General features: G+C 71.0%; 14 protein-coding genes. 8 read left to right on the top strand and 6 right to left on the bottom strand.

Going from position 1 to position 21,074, the window contains the following annotated elements; all coding sequences use genetic code 11:
- Nucleotides 1-9 precede the first annotated feature (9 nt).
- From CAP_RS44075 to CAP_RS09180, 4 genes are all read left to right on the top strand, one after another.
- Nucleotides 10-1,719: a protein kinase domain-containing protein gene (locus CAP_RS44075; RefSeq protein WP_052374584.1), complete on the top strand. Its 1,710-nt coding sequence runs from the start codon at nucleotides 10-12 to the stop codon at nucleotides 1,717-1,719.
- A 143-nt stretch (nucleotides 1,720-1,862) separates the two neighbouring features.
- Nucleotides 1,863-6,878 (top strand): translocation/assembly module TamB domain-containing protein, encoded by a 5,016-nt coding sequence (locus CAP_RS09170; protein ID WP_044238684.1) that lies wholly within the window; start codon nucleotides 1,863-1,865, stop codon nucleotides 6,876-6,878.
- 138 nt (nucleotides 6,879-7,016) lie between these two features.
- Nucleotides 7,017-7,736, top strand: a complete 720-nt coding sequence (locus CAP_RS09175; RefSeq protein ID WP_044238687.1) for a glutathione S-transferase family protein — start codon at nucleotides 7,017-7,019, stop codon at nucleotides 7,734-7,736.
- A gap of 44 nt (nucleotides 7,737-7,780) precedes the next feature.
- Nucleotides 7,781-8,887 carry an STAS domain-containing protein gene (locus CAP_RS09180; protein ID WP_044238689.1) on the top strand — a complete coding sequence of 369 codons (1,107 nt, stop codon included), beginning with the start codon at nucleotides 7,781-7,783 and terminating at the stop codon, nucleotides 8,885-8,887.
- Nucleotides 8,888-8,911: 24 nt separating this feature from the next.
- Here CAP_RS09180 and CAP_RS09185 read toward each other — a convergent pair whose 3' ends face one another.
- Entirely contained in the window at nucleotides 8,912-10,117 is a 1,206-nt protein-coding gene (locus CAP_RS09185) for a CHC2 zinc finger domain-containing protein (protein ID WP_044238691.1), read from the bottom strand.
- 239 nt (nucleotides 10,118-10,356) lie between these two features.
- Between CAP_RS09185 and CAP_RS09190 the strand changes: the two genes are divergently transcribed.
- Both CAP_RS09190 and CAP_RS09195 read left to right on the top strand, forming a co-directional pair.
- Nucleotides 10,357-11,358 carry a stage II sporulation protein M gene (locus tag CAP_RS09190; protein ID WP_044238692.1) on the top strand — a complete coding sequence of 334 codons (1,002 nt, stop codon included), beginning with the start codon at nucleotides 10,357-10,359 and terminating at the stop codon, nucleotides 11,356-11,358.
- Complete coding sequence (locus CAP_RS09195) at nucleotides 11,355-12,242, top strand: RDD family protein (protein WP_044238693.1); 888 nt, start codon at nucleotides 11,355-11,357, stop codon at nucleotides 12,240-12,242. Before CAP_RS09190 ends, CAP_RS09195 begins: the two co-directional genes overlap by 4 nt.
- 89 nt (nucleotides 12,243-12,331) lie before the next feature.
- On the opposite strand, the gene CAP_RS44080 is transcribed toward CAP_RS09195, so the two are convergent.
- Nucleotides 12,332-13,105, bottom strand: coding sequence for a DUF4142 domain-containing protein (locus CAP_RS44080; protein ID WP_197041091.1), 774 nt, complete (start codon nucleotides 13,103-13,105; stop codon nucleotides 12,332-12,334).
- Nucleotides 13,106-13,415: 310 nt separating this feature from the next.
- On the opposite strand from CAP_RS44080, the gene CAP_RS09205 reads away from it, so the two are divergent.
- On the top strand, nucleotides 13,416-14,864 hold the full coding sequence (locus tag CAP_RS09205) for a M20 family metallopeptidase (RefSeq protein ID WP_044238694.1): 1,449 nt from the start codon (nucleotides 13,416-13,418) through the stop codon (nucleotides 14,862-14,864).
- 18 nt (nucleotides 14,865-14,882) lie between these two features.
- Here the strand turns inward: CAP_RS09205 and CAP_RS52080 are convergent, their stop codons facing one another.
- The 4 genes from CAP_RS52080 to CAP_RS47780 all read right to left on the bottom strand — a co-directional run bounded on the left by CAP_RS52080 (nucleotide 14,883) and on the right by CAP_RS47780 (nucleotide 19,792).
- Nucleotides 14,883-15,761 carry a hypothetical protein gene (locus CAP_RS52080; protein WP_197041092.1) on the bottom strand — a complete coding sequence of 293 codons (879 nt, stop codon included), beginning with the start codon at nucleotides 15,759-15,761 and terminating at the stop codon, nucleotides 14,883-14,885.
- Between the two features lie 125 nt (nucleotides 15,762-15,886).
- Complete coding sequence (locus CAP_RS09215; RefSeq protein WP_044238696.1) at nucleotides 15,887-17,101, bottom strand: hypothetical protein; 1,215 nt, start codon at nucleotides 17,099-17,101, stop codon at nucleotides 15,887-15,889.
- The gene (locus CAP_RS09220) at nucleotides 17,101-18,081 is read right to left on the bottom strand and encodes a peptidase associated/transthyretin-like domain-containing protein (protein ID WP_044238699.1); all 981 of its coding nucleotides are present in this window, start codon (nucleotides 18,079-18,081) and stop codon (nucleotides 17,101-17,103) included. Before CAP_RS09220 ends, CAP_RS09215 begins: the two co-directional genes overlap by 1 nt.
- Nucleotides 18,082-18,106: 25 nt before the next feature.
- Nucleotides 18,107-19,792 (bottom strand): serine/threonine-protein kinase, encoded by a 1,686-nt coding sequence (locus CAP_RS47780; RefSeq protein ID WP_231511239.1) that lies wholly within the window; start codon nucleotides 19,790-19,792, stop codon nucleotides 18,107-18,109.
- Nucleotides 19,793-20,075: 283 nt separating this feature from the next.
- On the opposite strand from CAP_RS47780, the gene CAP_RS09230 reads away from it, so the two are divergent.
- Nucleotides 20,076-20,924: an HAD family hydrolase gene (locus CAP_RS09230; RefSeq protein WP_044238701.1), complete on the top strand. Its 849-nt coding sequence runs from the start codon at nucleotides 20,076-20,078 to the stop codon at nucleotides 20,922-20,924.
- The last annotated feature ends 150 nt before the right edge of the window (nucleotides 20,925-21,074 follow it).

Genomic DNA, 21,074 nt, shown 5'->3' on the forward strand with positions numbered 1-21,074 from the left:
CTCGCCCCAATGAAGACCTGCCCGCAGTGTAACCAGCGTTATCCCGCGGAGACCTCGTTCTGCTTCATCGACGGCGCAGCGCTCGTCGTCGAGAACGATCCGCGTGTCGGGACCACCGTGGCTGGCAGGTACGTCATCGCAGAGGCCCTGGGCATCGGCGGGATGGCCACGGTCTACCGGGCGCACCACAAGCTCGTGGACCGGCCCTGCGCGATCAAGATCCTGAGCCTCCAGCTCGCGCAGGACGCCACGGCGCGCGAGCGGTTCCGCCGGGAGGCGCGCCACGCGCAGCGGGTCGCCCACCCCAACATCATCGAGATTTTCGATCAGGGTGAGACCGACGACGGGGCGCCCTTCCTGGTGATGGAGCTGCTGGTCGGCGAGCCGCTGGCGTCGGTGGTGGCGCGTACCCGCGTGCCGCTCCGGCGCGCGCTCCCCATCTGGGCGCAGATGGCCCGGGCGCTCGCCCGCGCCCACGACTTCGAGGTCGTCCACCGCGATCTCAAGCCCGAGAACGTGTTCGTGCTCCAGGATGAGCGGATCAAGCTGCTCGACTTCGGGATCGCCCGGTGCGCACAGGATGCACGGCTCACCAACCTGGGCGAGATCTTCGGTACGCCGCAGTACATGGCGCCCGAGCGGGCCACCTCGATCGACGCGGGCGCGGGGGCCGACCTCTACGCGCTCGGGGTGATCATGTTCGAGATGCTCACCCAGGATCTGCCGTTCACCGCGCCGGATCCGGCCACCTGGCTGATGAAGCACGCGACCGAGGTCCCTCCGCGCCTGCGCACGCGCTTCCCCGACGCGCCCCAGGCGCTCGACGATCTGGTGGCGGCGCTCATGGCGAAGAACCCCGCGGATCGCCCCGCGGATGCGCACCGGGTGCTCGCGGAGCTCATCGAGATCGGGGACGCCCTCGGCATTCCCGTCCCGCCCGAGCCCGAGGTGCCGCTGCCGCCCGAAGGGTCGGTGGCGCCACCGAGCATGGGCCACGATCCCTGGCGGAGCCGCATCGCGCTGTTCGAGCGGATGCTGGTGCAGGGGGTCGGCCCCGACTCGCCCCCGGACCTGCCCCGCCTGCTCGAATCGCTCAAGGCAAACGCGCGGGAGCTGAACGAGCTGCGGCGCCGTGGTCTCGGGGCCCAGGCGCAGCTCGAAGAGGTGGAGCACGACGGGCGCATCGGGCGCTTGCAGATCGGCCGGGCGATGGATGCGCTCACCGTCGACGCCTCGCTGACCCGCGAGGAGGCGAGGGTGCTGCGGGCCAGGGTGACCCCCGCCACGACCCACGTGCAGGCGTTCATCCCCCAGATGATGGCGGCCCACAAGGACGTGCTCCACTGGGAAGGGCGCACCGGGTTCATCGAGCCGTACCGGGAGCTGGCGGCCAGCTACCGGAGGATCGCCGATGTGATCGACGCCTGGTTCGACGCCCGCAAGGAAGAGCGGGAGTTGCAGGCCGAAGCCGTGGCGCGGGAGCACGATGTCGCCGACGTGGACGCGCAGATCAAGCAGCTCAGGAACCGCCTCGAAGAGGTGGACCGGGAGATGAGCGAGCGCCGACGCGTCTCGCAGGCGGCCATCGCAGAGATGGGTCGGCGCGCCGATCACATCGAGGCCGACCTGCTCCGTCTCGCCAGCCGCTTCTGCGCGCCCCTGCGCGCCCGACCCGAACTCACGCCCCTCTTCGCAGAGCTCGAGCAGCTCTCCGACTGATGTCTGGCTCGGGCTCACCCCGGCCCGACCGGGAAAACCCCGACCAACCAGCAACGCCGGGGTGTGCAGCTACCGCCCGATCGGGAGCGGCACGAAGCAAGCTTCAGGAGGGGCCGATGGTTCCGACCCCGATGCAGACCCCTATGCTTCGACCGAGCCGCCTCCGCCGTGCGCTTGCACGGATCGGCGCAGGCCTCGGTCTCACGGTGGTCGCCGTGGGGAGCATCGCGGGCGGCGCGCTGCTCCACCTGGGGACGCCGGTCACGCGCAGGGTGGCCCAGGACGTGACCAACCAGGTGATGGGCTCCCTGTTCCGGGGGCGCATCATCCTCGGCGCCGTGGACTCCCTCGGCCTCGGGGGGCTCACCCTCCGCGACGTGATCGTGCAGGAACCGCGCGGTGGACAGGTGCTTCAGGCCAGCGGCGTGGCCGCCAGCGCCGATGTGATCGCCATCCTCCAGAACATCCTCCTCGGCAGCGGGGAGATGCAGATCACCATCTCGTCGGTGCGCGTGGAGCACGTCGATGTCCTCGTCGAGGCCTCGCCTGACGGGGGCGTCACCCTCGGGCAGGCCTTCGAGCCGGTTCCGTCGAAGAAGCCGCAGGCTCCGCCGACCACCCCGAGCCGCCCGACCCGCATCTCGCTGCCCAAGATCGAGGTGGGACATGCCTGGGCCCACGGCACCATCGCTCCGCCCCAGAGCCTCGACGCCGAGGTGAAGGAGCTCCACGGCGCCGTGCTGGTGACCGACGAGGGGGTGAGCCTCGATCTCGATCGCACCCAGCTCGTCGAGCGGGCGCTCCTCCCCGCGAACCTCCCCGGCTCGTCGGCGATGCTCGACGGTTCGGTCGTCTTTCACCTCTGGCTCGGGGACACCATGGCCCTCTCGGGCGCCTACGCCGGCCGCGTCGGCGGGGTGGAGCTGAGCGTCAGCGGGGGGATGGACGACGACCGCCTGAGCGGCACCGTCAGCATTCCGTACGTGACCCCGGAGGAGCTGGCGACGCTCGTCCCCGACCACCCCGTCACCCAGCCGGTGAGCCTTTCGGTGGAAGCCGATGGGCCCCTGGACTCCATCGAGGGCGCGGTCGAGGTCAACACGGCGCCGGAGGATGCCCTGCTCGGTGCGCAGGTCCGGGTGGATACCCGCGTCGATCTCGACGAGAGCGCGCTCGAAGCCGACATCGGCGTGGAGGCCTTCGATCTGCGCCTGGTCGGCAAGGATCTCCCCGCCACCGAGGCCAGTGCAGAGGCCCATGTCAGCGCCGGGTTCTCCAACCTGTGGGCCATCGCCGAGGTACGCACCGAGCCGACGAGCATCGTGGGCCAGGACATTCCGGCCGCGGACGTGCACGCCGTCTACGCGGGCGACGAGCTGAGCGGAACCCTCACCGCCCACGAGTCAGGCATGCCGGTGCGCGGCATGTTCACCCTGCTCCCGCGCAACGTGGTGCGCTTCCTCGTCGAGACGGAGGCGCCCTCGCTCGCCGCGGTCCCTCGTCTCGGAGGAGCCCTCACCGGCAGCGCCCGCGTGCGCGTCGAGGGGACGGCCAGCAGCGAGGCCCTCGATGTGCGCCTGCGCGGCAACCTGGGTGGCATCGGCGCCGCAGGTGCGGCGTCGCTCGGCAGCGCCACGCTGGAGGGAAGCCTCACCGGCCCCATCGACAACCCCCGCATTGCCGCCACCGTGGCCGGCCGCGGTTTGCAGGCAGGAGATCTCGCCTTCGAGACGGTGCGCGTCGAGGCCCACGGCGGCCTCACCACCCCCACCGTCAGCGCGCGCCTCACCAGGGGCGACGATGCCATCGCGGCGAGCGCCAACCTCTCGGCGGCCGCGATGAGCGCCAGCAACGTGCGCCTCTCCGTCCGGCGCGGGGGAGAGGAGATCGAGGGCAAGGTGGCGCGCATCGGTCAGGGCCCCGGCGGCCTCCGCATCGAAGGCGTCGACATCAAGGGCACGGACGTCGGTGGGATCCAGGGGGGGCTCACCATCAACGGCAGCGACATCACCGGCGCGGTGCGCGCAGAGAACCTCGACCTCACCCGCATCGCCAAGATGGTGGGCCTCCCCTTCGCCGTGGGTGGCCTCGCCAGCGTCGACGTGGCCCTCGACCGCGACGCGCAGGGCCGCCCCAAGGGCAAGGTCCTCCTGGAGCTGGAGAACGGGGCCTTCGCCTCGGTGAGCGGGGTCAGCGCCCACTTCACGGCGACCCTGGCCGAGGAGCAGCTCTTCGCCGACGGCCTGTTCCGGCTGATCGGTGAGGAGCAGGAGCGCACGCAGGAGCGCACGGCAAACCGTCCTCCCATCGGCACCACCCGGCCTGAGCCCGGCGCGCTCGGCGCTGTCGAGGACCTCCACTGCGGCGGCTCCATTGCGCGGGTGCGTCTCTCGCGCGCCCAGGCCAAGGTCTCCGGCCCTCTCCTCCAGGCGAGCACCTGGAACGAGGCCCTCGGCTCCGCCGAGGTGGCCGCCGAGCGCCTCGACCTCGGGTGCCTCGTGGAGGCGTTCCCCATCGCCTCCACCTGGGTGAGCGACGTGCGCGGCAGGCTGAACGCCTACGCCGCCGTCGCCCGCACCGCCGGCGACCGCTTCCCTACCCTCTCCAAGCTCGTCGTCAACACGACCGGTTTGCAGGTCTCCGGTCCTCGCGGCTTCTTCGAGGAGGCCGAGCAGCCCCCGTGGACCTCGCGCTTCATCAACGCCCAGGTGGAGGCCTCGCTCGACGGCAAGTCGGGCCGCGCCACGACGAAGCTCGACGTGCACGATGGGGACTCGCTCCTCGCCGTCGCGTTGGGCGCCGATCTCGATCTCGCCGCGCTCCTCGATCGCCCCCTCGACCGCTGGGCCACCCTGCAGCGCACGCCCTTCGAGGCGACGCTCGCCATTCCGCGGCGGCGCGTCGGGACCTTCCGCCGCCGTCTCCCGGCGCCCTTCAACGAGAGCATCCCCCCGCTCTCCGGCGAGGTGCAGCTCGACGCCTCGGTCAAGGGCACGATCGCCGATCCCTCGCTGGACATGCGCTTCCGCGGCTACGGCGTCTCCTACGGGAACCGCCGCACGGCGGGCTCGGAGCGCTTCGCCTTCCCCCTCGATCTCGACCTCCGCACCACCTACGCGGCCGACAAGGTCGCCCTCGACGCCACGGTGGCCAAGGGCTCGGCGCGGATCGCCACCATCGAGGGTCGCGCCACCGTCCCCCTCGCCCTCCTCACCGAGCCCGCGCCCAAGCAGCGCCCCTTCGCCATGCTCGGGAAGGAGGAGTCCTCGGCGGGAGCAGGGGCCTCCGGGACCAGCGCGGCCCCCACGGACACGAAGGCCGCCTCCCGCATCACCGGAGACCTCGTCGCCCGCATCACCAAGGCTCCCCTGAGCGAGCTGCCCTTGCTCGGCGATCTCGGCGTCGCCGGGACGCTCAGCGGCGAGATCGCGATGCGGGGCTTCGGCGTGAACCCCACGGTCAACGTCCAGCTCGACATCCCCGACCTCCGCATCGGCGACGATCTCGCCTTCGATCGCGCGGCGATCGCCTTCTCCATCGCCCCGCCCGGTGAGCAGCCCACGCAAGCCACGCAAGCCACGCAACCCGCGCCAGCCCCCGCGCAGGGCCCCGGGGACAAGGCCGTCGCCAGCGTCGAGCTCGTCACCAAGGACGGCGGAAGCTTCAACCTCAAGGGATTCGCCGGCGTCACCTGGAAGGACGGGCTCATCCCCGGCCTCGATGCGAAGCGCCCCTCGGACGTCACCGTCCGCGCCCAGCGCTTCCGCCTCGCGGCTGCGCAGCCCGCCGTCGAGGGCGTGCTGAGCCGCATCGACGGCTACCTCGACGGCAGCCTGCACCTCGGCAAGGCCCTCACCGAGGGCGTCGCGCTCGACAAGCTCGAGGCGAACATGACGGTCAGCCAGGGCGTGGTCAACATCCCCACCCTCGGCCAGGAGCTGCAGAACCTCACCCTCCGCCTCCAGGCCAAGAACGGCAAGCTCACCGTCACCGACCTCTCCGCCAACGGCCTCAGCGGCCGCCTCACGGGCGGGGCCGAGGTCCGCCTCGACGGCCTGAGCTTCGTCAACGCCAAGGGCGAGATCAAGATCGCCAAAGGCGAGGAGATTCCGCTGACCATCGAGGGCGTCCCCCTCGGCACGATGCGCACGGAGATCAACGTCACGGCCGAGAAGAAGGGGGAAGACCTGGTCATCGTGGCGAGCGTTCCCACCTTCAACCTGAACCTCCCCTCGCTCAGCGCGCCCTCCGTGCAAGGGCTCGGCGCGAACGCCGACGTCGCCATCTCCCACAAGCTCGGCCCCGAGGAAGAGCCCGAGGCTCCCTCCGACAGCAAGTCGCGCCTCGTGCTCCGCGTCCCGCTCGGCGACATCCACGTCGAGGGGTCCGGCCTCGATATCCACGTCACCTCGCCGCAGAACGCGCAGCTCACCATCGTCTCCGGTGGCGAGACGAAGATCTCCGGCGACATCGTGGTGAGGCAGGGATCCTTCGAGGGGTTCGGCAAGCGCCTCGACGTCGAGCGCGCCCTGGTCCGGCTGCGCCCCGAGAATGTCTCGAACCCCTACATCAACGCCGTCGCCTACTACGACGCTCCCGACGGGACGCGCATCTTCATCGAGTACAGCGGCGACGTCCTGCCCATCACCGACGACAAGCTGCGCCTCCGCTCGGAGCCCGCGCTCACCCAGCAGGAGATCTTCTCGAAGCTCCTCTTCGGCTCCGGACAGAGCACCGACGAGAGCAGCAGTGGGAGCACCGGCGCGGGAGGCGTCGCCGCCGACGTGGGCGGGTCCATCGCGTCCTCCCAGCTCGACGCCCTCATCCAGGGCCTCACGCCGCTGCGCGGTCTCTCGACCACCCTCGGGACCACCGAGACTGGCGGCCTCAAGACCGGCGTCGCCTACGAGATCGGAAACAACCTCACCGCGGCGGCGACCTACGAGGAAGCCTCGAAGAGCCGCACCGCGGGCGGTGGCGCCACGACGGGCACCACCTCGGGCACGCCCACGGGCGCGGCAGGCAGCGTCGGAGCCCGCACCGAGTTCAGCGTCGACTGGCGCTTCCACCGCAACTGGCTGATCCGCGGCACCGTCGGCGTCGGCAACACCCAGACCAGCTCCGGCGTCCTCGACGTGCTCTGGCAGTACCGTTACTGACGGTCGGTCCCTGTCGTCGTGCCCGCGACCACCTCGCGGACACCAGGTCGATCCGCTGCGTCGCGCGTCGCGCGTCGCGCGTCGCCTTGGAAGAGCGCCCGTTGCGCGACCACCTTCGCCCCGGCATCATGTCCCCGTATGCTTTGCCTTTTTCAACCTCCCCCCGCCTGGGCACTGCCGAACCTCAGCCCCGCGTGTATGAAGCTCGAGACGTGGTTGCGGCTCGCGGACATCCCCTACACGATCGCTGCTCCCGACTTCAACGTCGCTCCCAAAGGCAAGATCCCCTACGTCGATGATGCGGGCGCCCTGATGGGGGACTCGACGCTGATCATCGAGCACCTCATCGCGACGCGGGGCCGGGATCCCGACGCAGGTCTCTCGCGGGAAGAGCGCGCCATCTCTGTCGCCTTCCGCCGCCTCTGCAAGGAGAACCTCTACTGGGTCACGCTCAAGATGCGCTACAGCGACCCGCACAACTGGAGCCTCTACCGCCCGGTCCTGGCCGGGATGCAGACGACGGCGCCCCCCGACGTCAAGCTCGCCATCGCCGACACCATCTACCGGAACATGATCGAGCAGCTCCAGAACCAGGGGCTCGGGCGCCATAGCCTCGAGGAGGTCGACCGCATCGGCATGGCCGATCTCACCGCCCTCTCCGACTTCCTCGGCGCCAAGCCTTTCCTCATGGGTGATCGCCCCACCAGCGTCGACGCGACGGCCTACAGCCACGTCGCCAATACCATCGAGGTGCCCCTCCAGAGCACGGTGCGCGACCACGGCCGCGCGCTGCCGAACCTCGTCGCTTACTGCGAGCGAATGCGCGAGCGGTTCTTCCCGGATCTCCCGCGCGCCTGAAGCGCCGTGCGCGCCCCGGCCAGCACCTCGACGAGGCCTCCTGGATGACGAAGACGCTGGCAGCGTGCATGGCCGGACTCGACCTCCTCGCCCTCCCGGCCTGGGTCCTCGACCCCGAGCGCATCCAGATCGTCTGGGCGAACGATCTCGCCGCCTCGCTGTGGAGCGCCGAGGACCGCGAGGCGCTGATCGCCCGCGACTTCTCGGACATCTCGCCCTCCATGCGCACGCGCGTCGCACGCCAGGCCTCCGAGGCCCGCGCCGGTCGCAGCGTGGTCGAACAGACCACCTTCTATCCCCTCGGGTTCCCTGCCACCGTCACCACGCACACCACGGCGATCGGCCTCCCCGACGGGCGCGTCGGCCTCCTCGTCCAGGTCACCGAGCGTGACACCGCGCCCGACGCCGACCTGGTGCGCGGCATCGAGGCCGTTCGCCACAGCGCCACCCTGGTGGCGATGATCGCCCTCGACGGCGAGCTCCTCATGCGCAACCCCGCCACCCTGAGCGCCTTCGGCGACACCTCGTTCCACCAGTGGTTCTCCGAGGCCGACGCTTCCCTCAGCCTGCTCCAGCAGGTCATCGACACGGGCCACGTCACGGCGGAGCACATCGTACGGACCACCGAGGGGGAGCGCTTCCACACCATCGACATGCGCATGGTCCGTGATCCGGTCACGGGAGAGCCCGTCGCACTCGTCCAGCAGGTCGACGATACCGCGCGCTTGCTCACGGAGCAGGCCGCAGAGGCCGACGCCCTCGTCCTCGCGCGTCAGCACGAGGAGATCCTCGCGCTCTCCGTACCTGTGCTCGAGGTGGGCCTCCGTCAGCTCGCGCTCCCCATCATCGGCACCCTCGATGCCGCACGGGCGACGCGCATCGTCGACCAGCTCCTCCCCACGGTCGTCGAGCGCGGCGCGACCTCGGTGATCCTGGACCTCACCGGCGTCACCCACCTCGACGCGGACAGCGCAGGGCGCCTCCTCCAGATCGCGCACACCATCCAGCTCCTCGGGGCCCGCACCGTCCTGTCGGGCATCCGCCCCGACGCGGCACGGCTCCTCGTCGGCTGCGGCAGCGACCTCTCCGGCTTCCTCGTGCGGCGCACCCTCCGCGACGCCCTCGAACGCGCTGGCCGCGACGATCGCTGACGCCAGCGCGTCACGCCGGGCCGCTCACCGCTCGGCGCGCAGCGTGTCCGCCCAGTCCTTCCCCGACCGGGGCTTCCAGCGCTCCAGGTGCTCCACGCCCGAGAGCACCAGGTCATGCGCGATCCCCCCCACCGCCAGGTGCCCCGCCGTGTCCGCGTCGAGGCCCAGGATCGCCTGCTTTCCGGCGTAACGCGCCCACGCGGCGTCCCAGCGCTGCGCCCCCGCGAGCCCCACCACCGAGGCCTCGATCCCGTCCCGCGCCAGGAGCCACCGGAGCGCCAGCACATCTGCCGCGCCCTCCACGATCGCCAGCACCGAGCCCGCGCGCACCTGGTCGACGCCGTACATGTCGCGCGCTGCCCTGCCGGCGGGGAACACGTACTTTTTCTCGGATCCCCCGTCGATCCTGCGCCGCTGGAGGGTCTGCACCGCCCCTCCCGGCGCTCGCCAGGGGATCACCAGCCGGTGGCCCGGATGGGCGAACGTGTGCCCGCGTCCCCGCTTCCACAGCAGCCCTGAGGCTTCCATTGCCTTGGCCCCGAACACGTCCACCAGCATCCTCACCCACGCCGCCTGCGTGGGCCCGGGAGCCGGCAGCGCCGCCCACCCCTCGGCGCGGGCCAGGTCGAGCAGCTTGCGGTCGGCGAGGTAGCGCGCGACGTCGTCCGTCAACGCCCCCCCGTCGAGGCTCCCGGCGTGCAGGAGCACCTCGGAGATCGCCGCGAAGGTGGCGTCGTCGAGCGCGGGAGCGGCTGCGGACGTGGGGGCTGGCGCCAAAGGGAGGCCGGGGACCAGCACCAGGTGCCGTGCCCGCGGCGAGGAAGAACGCACCCCCACCTTCGCGAGCGCCGGACCGGTCGCCGCAGCCCTCCCCGCAGCCTCTTGCCTGGTCTCTCCTCGCCCTGCCTGAAGCCCCGCCACGCGCGCTGCTTCCTGCAGCACCTCCGGGAAATCGCGCCGCACGTCCAGCCCATGTGCCACCGCCACCAGGGACAGCGCGTCCCCGGAGGCGCCGCACCCGTAGCAGTGCGCGACGACCGTGCCGTCGTGCCCCCCCCGCACGGAGCACGAGGGCGTCTTCTCCTCGTGCCAGGGGCAGAGGATCATCAACCCACCGCGCTGCTTGCGCGCGCCGCGCGAGAGCCCGAGCCGCGCACACAGCGTGCGAGGGTCGTCGAGCGCGCGACGCACCTCCGCCGCCGTGAGCCTGGGCTCGGTACGATTCGCCATGGCAAACGCTGCCGGCGTCGGCGAGTAGGCGCGCCGTGCAGGAAACATGTGCCGATGAGGATCGCAGGGAACGCCTCCGAGGGCGAAGAAACCGGCATCGATCGATCACGGGACCGGGGCATACGGCCTCTTGCGCGCCTCTTGCGCGCCTCTTGCGCGCCTCACGCCGACGCCAGGGAGGAGCGCCTTACGCCCGCGCCGCCACCCCGGTAAGCTGCAGCTCTCCCGAGGCGCGTTGCATGGCTGCGTTCATCCTCAAGTCGTTCGAGTTCCGCCGGGAACGCGAGGCGACGTGGACCGAGCTGGAGGTCCTGGTCGGTCGCGTCGAGCGCCAGGGCATCGCTTCGCTCACCGAGGAGCAGCTCCGCCGACTCCCCCTGCTCTACCGAGGCGCCCTCTCCTCGCTCTCGGTCGCGCGCGCCATCTCCCTCGACAAGAACCTCCTCACCTACCTGGAGGGCCTCGTCGCCCGCGCTTACGTGTGCGTCTACAGCCCGAGGCGGAGGTTCTTCGGCGAGGCGCTCGCCTTCTTCTCCCGCCGCTTCCCGGCGCTGGTGGTTGGCATGCGCCGGGCCCTCCTCGTCACCACCGTGCTGATGCTCGCCGGCACCGGCGTCGGCCTCGCGCTCACCCTCTTCGACCCGGAGCGCTACTACAGCTTCGTGGAACCAGCGATGGCCGGCGGTCGGGGGCCCACCAGCAGCCGCGAGGAGCTTGCCGAGATCCTCCGCCACGGCAGCGACGGCGAGGGACAGCTCACCGCCTTCGCGAGCTTCCTCTTCACCCACAACGCCAAGATCGGCCTCTCCTGCTTCGCCCTGGGCTTCCTCGGCGGCGTCCCGGTGCTGCTCCTCGTGTTCGTGAACGGCCTGACCCTGGGCGCGATGCTCGCCATCCACGTGCAGAAGGGCCTCGGCCTCGACTTCGTGGCCTGGGTGCTGCCGCACGGCGTGACGGAGCTGTTCGCGGTGTGCCTGTGCGGCGCCGCGGGCCTCAGCGTGGGACAGGCCCTGATCTTCCCGGGCCGCCTGCGCCGCCTCGACAGCCTCGCCCGGCGCGGGCGCGAGGCCGGGGCGGTGGTGGTGGGCGCGGTGCTGCTCTTCTTCATCGCGGCCCTGCTCGAAGGCTACTTCCGGCAGATCGTGCACCACATCCCCGCGCGCCTTGCCGTCGCCCTGGTCACCGCCCTCCTCTGGATCGGCTATTTCCTCCGCTTCGGGAAGCAGAGGGGGGCCGGATGAGCCCCGGGGTCAGCATCGAGCGCCACGCGCGCGTCACCATCACCACCCCCGAGCACGTCTCACTGGGCTTTGAGCTGGCCCCCGTGTCGAGCCGCTTCCTCGCCATGCTCCTCGATGGCGCCGCGATCGCCGGGTCACTCCTCGCCCTCGGGCTGCTGGGGATCCTGATCCAGGCTGGGTTCAGCGACGTCGGCGCCTATCCCATGGCGCTCTTGCTCGTCGCCCTGTTCTTCCTGCGGAACTTCTACTTCATCTTCTTCGAGCTGCGCTGGGAGGGGCGCACCCTCGGCAAGCGCGCCCTCGGCCTGCGGGTCATCGCCCGCGACGGCGGAGGCCTCAGTGCGGAGATGGTCTTCGCCAGGAACCTCACCCGCGAGCTGGAGATCTTCCTGCCCCTCCTCGCCCTGATCGCGCCCGCGTCGGTGCTGGGCGGCCTCTCTTCCTGGGAGCGTGCGGCCTGCGGCATCTGGCTTTTGATCATCGCCCTCATGCCCTTCTTCAACCGGCACCGCGCCCGCGTGGGCGACCTCGTCGCCGGGACGGTGGTGGTCGTCACCCCGCGTGCCACGCTCCTGCCCGATCTCGTCACCGCTCAGGTGGAGGGGCGCCGCGCTCCTCCGCGCGAGCTGACGTTCACCGACGCACAGCTCGACATCTACGGCATCCACGAGCTGCAGGTGCTGGAGGACGTGCTCCGCGGTGAGGTCGCGAGCTCGGACGAGCTGCTGGCGTCGATCACCGAGCGGGTCCAGCGCAAGATCGGGTGGCACGCGAGGAACAAGGTGGATCCCGAGACGTTCCTGCGCGCCTTCTATCAGGCCCAGCGCAAGCGCCTCGAGCAGAAGATGCTGTTCGGAAAACGCCAGGAGCGGAAGGTCCGCTGAGCGCGTAGCTCGGGCCTCCCGCTCTCGTTCGCGATCGTCGCGCAATCGTCACGCGATCGTCGGAGAATCCGTCAACGCTTCGTCGACGCTCAGCGCACCCCGGTCCGGGGCGCGTCGTTGCGGGGCCTCGGCTCGGCGCCGTCCTGGCCACCGCGCGCGCCTTGCTGCGGCCCGATGCCCATCGTCGATCCACCCCCAGGCTGAGCGGCACGCACCGCCGGATCAGGCTTGGCCGCCGCCGGCACCTCGCCCGTGGGGCTGCCGTGCGCGTCTGGACTGTTGGTGGTCGTCTGGCCGAGGGGCGCCGGAGGCGCGCCTCCGCAGGCCATGGGGGTGATCCGGATGGCCTCTTCCCGGTGGGCCTGCGCGCGCGCCATCACGTCCGAGAAGAAGTAGTCGATGTCGGGATCGCGCGAGACGCGCTGACCCTGCTCACCGAGGTGCTCCATCAGCATGTGGCCCGTGGGCTGGCCCGCCATGAAGGCCGCGTCGAACGACTGCCCCACCATGCCCTGCAGCATGGTCAGGGCCTGCTTGCCAGCGTCGAGCTGGGCGCGCACCTGGGCGTCGGCGAGCGACACGTTCTGCACGTCGAGCTTCTTGTCGCGGGCCAGCTCGCCCACCTTGTCGAGCTGCCGCTGGTGGTCGTCGATCATGGTCTGCGCAAACTTGCGCACCTCATCGGTGGTCGCCTTTTCGAGCGCGAGCTTGGCCTTGGCGATCTCGCCCTGGGCCATCACCTCGGTCGCGGCGAGGAGGCGCGCGGTGGCCATCGGCTCGGAGTCCATGGCCGCGCCCTCGACGACCACGCCACCCTTCTGTCCCTGGCCCGGTGCCACGCCCGTGGGCTTCTCGGAAGCCACGACCTCACCCTGGTTCCCCGGATCGCACCCAGCCAACAGCGCCAGGGCAGCTAGCATCCAGACTCCTCGCATGACAACTCCTCCTGATGAAGCTCTCCTTGCGACGGGCGTGCCGGACGCCGTGGGCATCAGGCGCGCATGCGGCCCCGTCCGGCGATCGAGGGGCTGGTGCGCCACGCGCCCGTATGTACCCTTTGCACACGGTCTCCTCTGGATCCGGGCTGCCCGCATGCGTGGATCCGCTGCGCGGCCCCACGAAGCCCTGTACAGTCCGCCGCCCTAGACCCCGAACCCCCGGGAGGGCCCGTCCATGTCCACGAAGCTCAGCATCGCCGACGTCGAAGCCTCTGCCGATCGCGCCTGGGAGCAGGAGATCGTCCCCGCGCTCGTCGACTACATCCGCATCCCCAACAAGTCGCCCTCGTTCGACCCGGCGTGGCGCGAGCACGGCCACATGGACCGCGCCGTGGAGCTCATCGCCGGCTGGTGCCAGAAGCAGCCCATCGAGGGCCTGACCGTGGAGGTGGTGCGCCTCGAAGGCCGCACGCCGGTCATCTACATAGAGATCCCCGCCCGGGGTGGGGGCGCGGGCAAGGGTGAAGGCGCTGGCGACACCGTGCTGCTCTACGGGCACCTCGACAAGCAGCCCGAGATGGTCGGCTGGCGCGAGCCCCTCGGCCCCTGGGAGCCAGTGCGCGAGGGCGACAAGCTCTACGGGCGGGGCGGCGCCGACGACGGCTACTCCGCCTTCGCCTCGCTGCTCGCGCTGCGCCTCGTCGCCGAGCAGGGCCTCCCCCACGCGCGCTGCGTGGTGCTCATCGAGGCCTGCGAGGAGAGCGGCAGCCCCGATCTGCCGGCCTACGTGGACGCCCTGGCCGAGCGCATCGGCAAGCCGAGCCTCATCGTGTGCCTCGACTCGGGCTGCGGCAACTACGAGCAGCTCTGGACCACGACCTCGCTGCGCGGCCTGGTCCAGGGCACGCTGGAGGTGCGCATCCTCCGCGAGGGGGTGCACTCCGGCGCGGCGAGCGGCATCGTCCCGTCGACGTTCCGCATCACCCGACAGCTCCTCTCGCGCATCGAGGACGAGGACACGGGCGAGGTGCGCGTCGGTGCCCTGCATGTGGACATCCCGCCCGCGCGCATGGAGCAGGCCGGGGCCGCCGCCGCGGTGCTGGGGAGCCACGTGCACGACGAACTGCCGTTCGTGGGCGGCGCCCGCCCGACGACCGCGGAGGGCAAGGAGCTGCTCCTCCGGCGCACCTGGCGCCCCGCGCTCTCGGTCACGGGCGCCGAGGGCCTGCCCCCCATCGCGAACGCAGGCAACGTGCTGCGCCCCTTCACCAAAACCAAGCTGTCCATGCGCATCCCGCCCCGCCTCGATCCGCGCAAGGCTGCCGCGGCGCTCAAGGAGACGCTGGAGAAGGACCCGCCGTACGGCGCGGAGGTGTCGTTCAAGGTCTCCGAGCCCTCCTCGGGCTGGGACGCGCCGGCGCTCGCGCCCTGGCTGGAGAAGGCGATGGAGACGGCATCCCTGGCCTTCTTCGGCAAGCCGGCCATCGCCTTCGGCGAGGGGGGGACCATTCCGTTCATGGCCATGCTTGGCGACAAGTTCCCCGAGGCCCAGTTCCTCATCACCGGCGTGCTCGGCCCGCAGTCGAACGCGCATGGCCCCAACGAGTTCCTGCACCTCGCCTACGGCAAGAAGCTCACCTGCTGCGTGGCCAGCATCCTCGCCGACCACGCTTCCCGGCAGTGACGCGCCCGAAGGCGGCGGTCACGGGTTCTGGTTGTAATAGATGAACTGGTCGGTCCCCTCGGTGACGGTCACGACGACGATCGTGTCGGCCTTCACCAGCGGATCGACCAGGTCGTAGGCGGCGGCGATCGTGTCCGCGTGACCCGAGGTCTGCGCGATGACGGAGAGGATCTGCTTCTCCCAGGCATCCGCGGGGGCGACGTTCGCCGTGCTCTCCTGGATGTCCGAGAGCTTTCCTTCGAGGAGGTCGCGCGCCGTGTTCAACGGGAAAGCCGCGCCCTCGGGGTAGCTCATCGCGCGCACCACGCTCACGCCGACCTTCTCGCTGGCGATCTCGACCAGGATGTCGGTCTTCTTGCCGTCGACGTCGTAGGCGATGTCGGCCTCGGTCTTGAGAAGCACGGCGCCTTCGCAGCGGTAGAGCACCTCGAAGGCGAAGATCTCGGAGTAGATCGAGCTGCCTCCGAGGTTGGGGGTGGCATAGATCTGTCGGCCACCATCGCTGAGGAAGTCGGCGTCGAACGTGGACTCGCCCGTGAAGTCGATCTCGGACTGGATGAGCTGGGGCTGAGGCGAGTCGATGTCACTCCCGTCGATGGTCCCGCATGCACCGGAGAGGGCGCCGTAACCTGCGAGGGCACCGCCGCCTGCGCCGCCTGCGCCGCCTGCGCCGCCTGCGCCGCCTGTACCTCCGCTGCCTCCGCTGCCTCCGACTCCCCCGCTGCCTCCTTCGCCGCCCGCCGTGCTGCTCGTGGCGCCGCCTGCGCCGCCTACGCCGCTGGTGGTGGCGCCGCCGCCCCCTGAGGTGGTCGTCGTGCTGCCAGGTGGGGAGCCGAAGTTGCCGCATCCGGCGAGCCCGAGGGCCGCCATCGCCACGAGGAGGACAGAGGCGTGCATGGACCGAAGGTACACCGGTTCACCGCAGACATCACCAGTGCCCGTGTCAAGGCCGAGGCTCGACAGCACCCACGCGTCATCGTCGCTGCGCGCCGAGGCTGCCTCGGGCACGCGGCGCGATGGGCTTATTTGACCATCTTGTAGATGGAGTTGTTCGTCGACCAGTAGACGCGCTTCGCATCGACGGTGACGGCCTGCGTGGGGCTGTCGGTGACGACCTCCTGCTGCATCGAGGGATCTCCCTCGCGGGGGACCCAGAACAGGCTCGAGGCGCTGGCGTCGGTCCAGTACACCCTCTCGCCATCCGAGACGATCTCCCGCGGAACGGCGCTCTCGCCGAGGGGCTCGGGATTGCCGTCGCCCTCGAGCGCCTTGCGCATGATCCCTCCCGAGTCCTGAGGACCACCGGAGGACACGTAGGTCCAGTAGACGTACCGGTCGTCGACGGCGATGGCGCGGAGCCCCTGCTGCTGGACGGCGAGCGTGGTGCGGCTCATGCCGTCCTTGTCCGCACGCACCACCTCTCCTGCGTCCAGGTTCACCCAGTAGACGTGGTTCGCGTCCACCGCGATCCCTCCTGGCTTTCCCTGGCCAGTGGCGATGGGTTGGCTGGCACCTGGGACACCGGGGAGCAGCTTGCTCCCCACGCTGTCGTCATATTGATCGGTCCAGAAGAGGGCGGTCCCGTCGGTCGCGAGCCCCACCAGGCTCTGGCCTTGCGCGAGCGCCAGCGTCTCGCCTCCCGCGAGAGGCATCCGGACCAGGTAGCCGTAATCGCTCGGGTTGCGGTTGGTCCAGTAGAGATGCTCGCCGTGAACGACGAGGGTGCTCGGCGCTCCCTGCTCATTGACGAGCTCGGCCACGTCGTCGGTGAGATCGAGGCGGCGCCTGGCCACGGTGCCGGTCGCACCGCCGAGGTCGCCCTGGTTGAGCCAGTAGAGATGGGTGGCGTCCACGGCGAGGCTGACGGGTTCATCTGTCTGCATGTCCGCCACGAGCACGGGCTGGCACACCCCCACGACGCACAAGGAGTCCTCGCAGGTCTTGCCGCACGCGCCGCAGTTGTTCGCATCCGCCCCGACCAGGAGCGTCTCGCAGGTGCCGTCGCAGGTGTCGCAGTCGCCGAGTCCCTGCTCGCAGACGGTCTCGCACGCGGGGACTCCGGCGCCGCTGCCGGCGTCACCGCCCTGACCCGCCCCCCCGGCGCTGATCGAGCTCGTCGTGCCCGAGGAGCCTCCGGCACCTTCGAGCTCGAAGTCCCCGAGGAGGGACGTGCAGGCACCGGTGAGGGCCGCGAGGCCGAGGAGAAGCGAAGCTGTACCCAGTGCGATGCTCTTCATCAGAACCTCCCCTCGGCGCCCAGGTAGCCAAGGCCCACGCGCGGGGCGATCCAGGCCCCCTGCGAGGACGCAGAAGACGCGCGCGGCGCGGTCAGCAACAAGATGGTGCCTGCCGCGACCCCGACGCCGCCCACCACGAAGCCCACGGTCGAGAGCGTGCCGAGGGTGTGGTAGCTGTCGAGGGTCGACGCCTCGCCCGAAGGACACTGCCCGCCCGGGCAGCGTTCGGACAGGTCGCTGTGCTTTCCGAGCGCGAGCCCGCCGGTCACGCCGCCGAGGATGAGCCCCGCGCCTCCCACGCCGAGCGCCACGATGCCGAGGGTCTTCGCGGGGAAACCGCCGCCCTCGGCCCCGTCGGGGGACTTGCCGCCGGCGGCGGGAGGCGTGGCGCCGACGCGGGTGAGGGTGAGGCGCACTTCCTGGTGCGAGCCCTCGGTGAGGCTCACCCTCGCCTCGGCGGGCACGTAGCCCTCGGCGGTCGCGCGGATCACCCGGGGCCCCGGATCGACGAGGCGCCGCACGCCGATCACGGCGGCGGGAAGGGCCACGTCGTCGATGGTGACGCGCGGGGAGGGAGCGTCGCCTGCAAGGGTGATCGTCACCGCCGGGATGCGCGGGGCGAGGTGAGCGACCTCCTTGCGCGCCTCTTCCACCGCCAGGACGAACGCCTCGGGGGCGTCGGCAGAGAGGTTCTCGCGGAGGATGCGGTTGTAGGTCTCCTGGGCCTTGATCAGCTCTCCCACGCCCACCTGCGCGCGGGCCACGCCGATGCGCAGGGTGGGCGCCTGAATGATGGCGTCAGCGCGGCTGAAGCGATCCAGGGCGGTGCGGAAATCGCCACGCTCGAGCGCGTCCTGACCTTCGACGGCGAGGGTGCGCGCGGTGGCGCGGTCCGCGTCGGAGATGTCGTCGGCGAGCGCCGTGGCTGGCGCGAGGCAGAGGAAGGCAAGCAGGGTGGTGGCGCAGAGGCGATGCGTCATGGCAGCCCAGGGTTGGGAGTCGCGCTCAGATCCCGAAGTCTTTCGGGTCGCGCTTCTTGGTGTTCGGCGTGGTTGGCGCAGTGGAACCGGTCGGGGTGGGCGCGGGCGTCTTCGCCGTGCCGCTGGGGCGCGGCGGCACGCCTGCCGTGGCGCTCGCGGCGGTGCCGCTGGGCCGGTGCGCCCCGGCGGTGCCGGCAGCGCCGACGGCGAGCGCTGCGGAGGGCGTTGCGGTCGCCAGGGGCGCGGCCTCGGTGGGCACGGCAGGAGGGGTGGCTCCCGGGGACGCCGGGGTGACCGCCGGCGGCTGCTCCCCGGGGCTCCCCTTGTCGTCGGGACGCGCGGTGGCCCCGGCGCTGTCGCGGTCTGCACCGGGTTGAGGAGCGCTGCTGCCGCGGAGCAGCAGGAAAGCCCCGGTGGCAGCGACCCCCATGCCGAGCACGACGGCGGCGACCCTGGTGATGGTCTTCGTCGGCGCGGAGCGGAGGGATCCCGGCTTCAGCGAGGTCGAGACAGGCCCTGCCGTGGGGTAGTGGGGGCGCGCATCGGGCGAGGCTGCTCCCAGAGGTGCGCTCACGCCCGCGGGCATCACGATGGGCAGCGACGCCGGGCCCTCGCCGGAGGACGGCGACGGAGGGACGCTGAACAGGCCCATGTGGCTCTCGTGCGCGGGGAGGGTCTTGGCGCTGGAGGCAGCGTCGTCGAAGGAGCGGTCCGAGAGCGGCTCGGGGGTGGGAAAGGAGCGACGCTCCAGCGGGGGCACGGAGATCCGCTCCGGAGCAGGGAGCACGCCCGGCGGGAACGAGGGCGACGAGACGACGTCGAGGCGGAAGCTGCCCGAGATGCCGGTGAGCAGCTCGGTCGCGCCAGGGGCCAGGCCGAGCGCCACGAGCAGGGTTTCGGCGAGATCCTTCGCGCTCTGGAAGCGCTTGTCGGGGTCACGCTCCGCGGCGCGCGCCCACCAGGCGTCGAACCCGGCGGGGACCTCGGCGAACTGCGAGGGCACCGGGAGCGGCTGGGTCATGATCTTGAGCAGGAGATCCCCGAAGGCCTCGCTCACGAAGGGGAGGTAGCCGGTCAGGCACTCGTAAACGACCACCGCCAGCGACCAGAGATCGGAGCGGTGATCCACGGCGCGGATGCCCTGGGCTTGCTCGGGGCTCATGTACACCGGAGTCCCCAGCAGGGAGCCGGTCTTGGTGGTGCTCGCGACGGAGGGTGTGACCTCCTTGGCGATGCCGAAGTCGAGGACCTTGACGATCTCGCGGTCGTCGTCGCGCGCGAGGAAGATGTTCGCCGGCTTGAGGTCTCGGTGCACCAGGCCCGCGGCGTGGGCGCGGCTCAGCGCGCGCGCCACCTGGGAGATGACGGTCGCCGTCTCCAGGGGGCTCAGGCGGTGGACCCGGCCGATGCGCTGCTCGAGATCCTCGCCCTCGAGGAACTCCATGGCGATGTAGGGCGTGTCCTCCCAGACGCCGTGGTCCAGGATCTGGACCACGTGCGGGCTGCGGATCTGCGCCGCGGTCTTCGCCTCGCGCTCGAAGCGGCGGCGAACGTCCTCGGAACCGCGGGAGTCGGCCTGGATGAGCTTCACCGCGCAGAGCACGTCGAGCTTCAGGTGCTGCGCGAGCCACACCGAGCCCATGCCGCCTTCCCCGAGGGTGCGCACCAGGCGAAAACGGTCGGCGATGATGGTCCCGCTGGCCGGGGTCACAGGCGCTCCCCTCAAGGTATCAAGGTATCCGAATACCATGCACTACCATGGTCCCCAGGCCCGGGTCTACTTGGGGGACCGCCCGCGCAAAGGGTGGGTGCGCTCGGCCAGTGTCATGCGATTCCTGTGCTGCATCTGCTGATGGAGCGGCGGCTGACGGAGCGGCGGCGGCGCGGCGGCCCATCATGGAAATAGCCGCGCGCACGACGCAATGCAGCCAGATGCGCTGAGCCTTCGTCCGTCCCTTGTCGGCGGGGCGCCCTCGGGTGTAGAGGCGCGAACCATGTCCATCGACTGCATCGTCCTCGATCTCGACGGCACCTTCACCGACGTCACCCAGGAGGCGGCCGCCTTCTCCGAGGCCTATCCGGTGCTGCTCGGTGACCTGCTCGGCCGCGACCTCGGCGCCCACTGGGAGGCGCTCGTCACGGAGACGCGCGCGCGCTCCTCGGAGCTCGGCTGGCAGTTCGGGGGGCACATCGTGGCGCCGGCAGACGCGGACCCGTACATCCTCGCCACGTGCGCGGCGCAGCTCCTGCTCGACAAGGAGGGGGTGCTCACCCGCGATCTCACCCTGCGGGCCGAGGTGCTCACCGCCGTGTACCGACGGGCCTACCGGCACACGGGCGCCTCGTTCCGGCCAGAGGCGAAGCGGGTGCTGGAGGCGGTGCTCGCGCGCGGGTTGCCGGTGTACTTCGTCACCAACGCGGCGACCGACGCGGCCGTCGACAAGCTCGGGAAGCTCGCCCCAGAGGGGTTCGGGAGGCTGCAGATCCGGGGGGATGCGAGGAAGTTCCACGTGGCGGCTCCGGCCGAGAGCGACGCCCGCTTCGACGCCCTGCCGCGCGAGAGGCACGTCGCGGGGCTGGCGCGGCCGGTGATGCTCGGGCGGGGTCGGTACTTCGAGGCGCTCGCGGCCATCTGGAAGGAGACCGGGGCGCGGCCGGAGACCACCCTGGTGTGCGGGGACATCTGGGAACTCGACCTGGCCATGCCAGCGGCGCTCGGCGCGCACGTGCACCTCATCGCGCGCGAGCACACCTACGCTTACGAGATCGATGAAATGTCTGCGCTGGGTGAACGCGGTGGGTTCAGCAAGGATCTCCATGGATTGCTCACGCGCCTCGGCTGATTGACGCGCGCAGACTCGCTCATACGCAGGCGCATCGCGACGCATGTACATACGCGGGCGCATCGCGACGCGTATACATACGCGCGCGCGCCGCAAACGGCGTGACATCCACCCACCGCCAGGGGTCGCGCAGCGGCGAGGAAAATTGCC

It is taken from the genome of Chondromyces apiculatus DSM 436 (assembly GCF_000601485.1).
Taxonomy (GTDB): Bacteria; Myxococcota_A; Polyangia; order Polyangiales; family Polyangiaceae; genus Chondromyces; species Chondromyces apiculatus.